Origin of the sequence: Protofrankia sp. Cr1, from assembly GCF_963555865.1 — a bacterium.
Lineage (GTDB): Bacteria > Actinomycetota > Actinomycetes > Frankiales > Frankiaceae > Protofrankia.
Genome location: NZ_CAUVXO010000321.1, coordinates 3,476 through 6,567, shown reverse-complemented (window position 1 = coordinate 6,567; position 3,092 = coordinate 3,476). Strand labels below are relative to the sequence as shown.

Annotated in this window: 3 protein-coding genes and 1 riboswitch; of the genes, 1 reads left to right on the top strand and 2 read right to left on the bottom strand. The window is 66.9% G+C overall.

Features of this window, described 5'->3' with window-relative positions; genetic code table 11:
- On the bottom strand, positions 1–435 hold a 435-nt coding region (locus U9980_RS20245), incomplete at its 3' end, for a glycosyltransferase (protein WP_322769359.1).
- 2 nt (positions 436–437) lie between these two features.
- Positions 438–555: riboswitch (SAM riboswitch) on the top strand.
- 9 nt (positions 556–564) lie between these two features.
- Here U9980_RS20245 and thrC point away from each other — a divergent pair.
- Positions 565–1,842: a threonine synthase gene (gene thrC / locus U9980_RS20240; protein ID WP_322769358.1), complete on the top strand. Its 1,278-nt coding sequence runs from the start codon at positions 565–567 to the stop codon at positions 1,840–1,842.
- A gap of 85 nt (positions 1,843–1,927) precedes the next feature.
- Here the strand turns inward: thrC and U9980_RS20235 are convergent.
- Positions 1,928–3,092, bottom strand: a 1,165-nt coding sequence (locus U9980_RS20235) for a hypothetical protein (protein WP_322769357.1), incomplete at its 5' end; no start/stop codon positions are given.

The window sequence follows — 3,092 nt, the reverse complement described above, 5'->3', positions numbered from 1 at the left end:
CACCACCTGGGTGTCGAAGTCCTCCAGGTCCGCGTCGACGAAAATCACAATATCTCCGGACGAGGCGTACAGGGACTTCCACAGAGCTTCACCCTTACCCGCGATCCGCCCGTGGCCGGGCAGGATCCGCTCCTCGGGGATCACCACCGCACCCGCGGCGGTCGCCTCGGACGCGGTCGCGTCGACCGACCCCGGATCGATGACAATGATCTCGTCAACGAGCGGCACCCCGACAACAAGATCGCGATGGATCGCCGAAACGATCGTGCCGACCGTGGCGGCCTCGTTCAGCGCGGGCAACACCACGCTGATCGGACCCTCCTTGCGGGCCAGCAGCCGGACAGGCGAGAAGTCACGCCCGTCATACGTTCGACGCTCGAACCAACGGTGCACATCACGCCGCACCCGGTCTACAGTACGGACTGACAACTTCATCCGGCTCATCCAGAGGGGCAGAGGGACCGGCCCAGTGAAGCCCCGGCAACCACCCGCATCCGTGCGAGGCAGGTGCTAATTCCGACCCGAGACGCAACGGGCTCTCGGGAAAGATGAGGAGTTTCACCCATGACAGTCGCTCCCGAGCGCCCTGCTACGATCGGTTCGCAATCCGCCAATCCGGCGGTCTCCCTGGCGTGCCGGCACTGCGGCGCCACATTCCCGCTCTCCCCGACGCACGTCTGCGTCGAGTGTTTCGCCCCGCTGGAGATTGCCTACGACGAGGCCCTGCTGCGCCGGGTCACCCGGGCTTCCATCGAGGCCGGGCCCACCAACCTGTGGCGTTATGTCGGGCTTCTTCCCGCCGGCCACGACCCGGCGCACCGGGTGTCGCTCGGAGCCGGCTGGACGCCGCTGCGCCCGGCTCCACGGCTCGCCGCGGAACTCGGAATGCGGGCACTGTGGGTCAAGGACGACAGCGCGAACCCCACGCACTCGTTCAAGGACCGGGTCGTCTCGGTGGCGCTGTCCGCCGCCCGCGAGCACGGTTTCGCCACCGTCGCCTGTGCGTCCACCGGTAACCTCGCCCAGTCCGTGGCGGCGCATGCCGCGTCCGCCGGGTTGCGCTCGGTGGTGCTGATCCCACACGATCTCGAGGACGGCAAGACCGTGTCAACCGCCGTCTACAGCGGCACACTGGTCGCGATCGACGGCAACTACGACGACGTGAACCGCCTGTGCAGCGAACTGTCCGGCGAGTACGAGTGGGCGTTCGTCAACGTCAACGTACGGCCGTTCTACGCGGAGGGTTCCAAGACCCTCGGCTACGAGGTTGCCGAGCAGCTCGGCTGGCGGCTGCCCGAGCAGGTCGTGGTGCCCATCGCCTCCGGGTCGCTGCTGACCAAGATTGACAAGGCCTTCGGCGAGCTCGGCCGCCTCGACCTGGTGGAGCCGACGCCGTACCGGGTCTTCGGCGCGCAGGCCGAGGGCTGCAACCCGGTCGCCGCGGCCTTCGCCCGCGGGGTTGACACAGTCGCCCCGGTGAAGCCGTCGACCATCGCCAAGTCCCTGTCGATCGGCAACCCGGCGGACGGCCCGTACGCACTCGACGTCGCCCGGCGGACCGGCGGTGCGATCACCGACGTCACTGACCCCGAGATCATCGATGGCATCCGCCTGCTCGCGCGTACCGAGGGCGTCTTCGGTGAGACCGCCGGCGGCGTCACCGTCGCCTGTCTGGCGCGGCTGCTGCGCGAGGGGCTGCTCGACCCGGATGCCGAAACCGTCATCTTCAACACCGGGGACGGCCTGAAGACCCTCGACCCGCTGGTGTCGACAGGCCGGCCGACCGCGACCATCCGCCCGTCCCTGACCGCCTTCGAAGCCGCCGGCCTCGGCGACGGCTGAACGGCTTCGGCCTCCGGTGGCGTGAAAAACATGATCGCGCCACCTTCGGCCCCGGTGACTGAGAAGCCGTCTGAGCCTGGAAAGATCAGCTGAGCGACCCGAGCATCATGACGACATCGGCCGGAACCGGGCCGATGTCGGCGGGTTCGCTCTCCTTGCCGGCGACGGGCAGCGAGTAGAGCGACGACGCGCTGTTTCGTTTCGAGGTGAAGTAGAGCTTGGCTCCGAGCCGCACCGGAGAACCGCTGTACCGGTCGTTCGCCGGCAGCACGATGCGCATCTCGCCGGGAACGCCAGCATCCGAAAGGGAGACGATCCCGAAGCGTTCCCCGACATAAGTCGTCGTGCTGTAACTGGGACCGTGACCGAAATCAGTACGGCAGAGGATCGTGCGGTTGTCCAACCACTGGTCGGGATCGCACTGCTCGGCGAACCGCCGGTCACCCACCACCGGACCCACCACCTTTTCGGAGTCGATCTGCAGGACGTCTCCGGGAGAGGATCGGATGATGATGTCGTGCGGAACCCCGGTCGGATCGCTCGACCCGTTGGCGGGATAACGCAGCATCGCCATCAACCCGCCGTCCGGCGACGGAAGGTAGTCGACCTCCGCCTTGAAAGCCGTCGCGACCTTCCGTGTGGCAACCGGCCACGACTGGTAGGTGCTATTCGGTAGAATTCCAATCTCTGCCGGAGTGGCGTCGGCCCTCGCGTCCACCGTGAGGATTCGCCTGTCTTCGGCGTAGTACATCCGGTCGTCGTCCCGGCCGAATGTCAGGCTGCCGCGCCGGTGGGATGTCGAGGAGAAGGACGAACTGTTTCCGACGACCGTGGTGAAGGCACCCGTACCGTCCACATAGCCGATGTTCTGGGTTCCGTCCGCGTTTCCCCGTAGTACCGCGAGCCGAGACCACGCCCGATCGAACATGGGACGGATCTGCCACGCAGTTCGGGGATCATGGCTTGTCGCGTCGTCACAGCTGTAGAGAGTGCTGTCGGCGGATGTCAGCGGAAATGTGCGCGTCTCGACGATCGAACCGTCATTCGGCGAAAGGAGCAGCAGACTGAAGCCCGCGCCATGGGTGTTTCCCACGCCCGAACATCCCAGTGCAACCAGCAAGGCGCGTGACGGCTGGTTGGAGGCCGCTACCGGCGTCGTGGCGACGGGTGTCACCAGGCCAGTACCGGCCGCGGAATCGGAACGCACGGACACCACCCGGCCACCGCCCCCGCATCCGGCCAGACTGACA

What these genes read in the sequence shown, in the direction of transcription:
- thrC (WP_322769358.1), top strand. Translation starts at nt 565, where the DNA reads ATGACAGTCGCTCCCGAGCGCCCTGCTACGATCGGTTCGCAATCCGCC.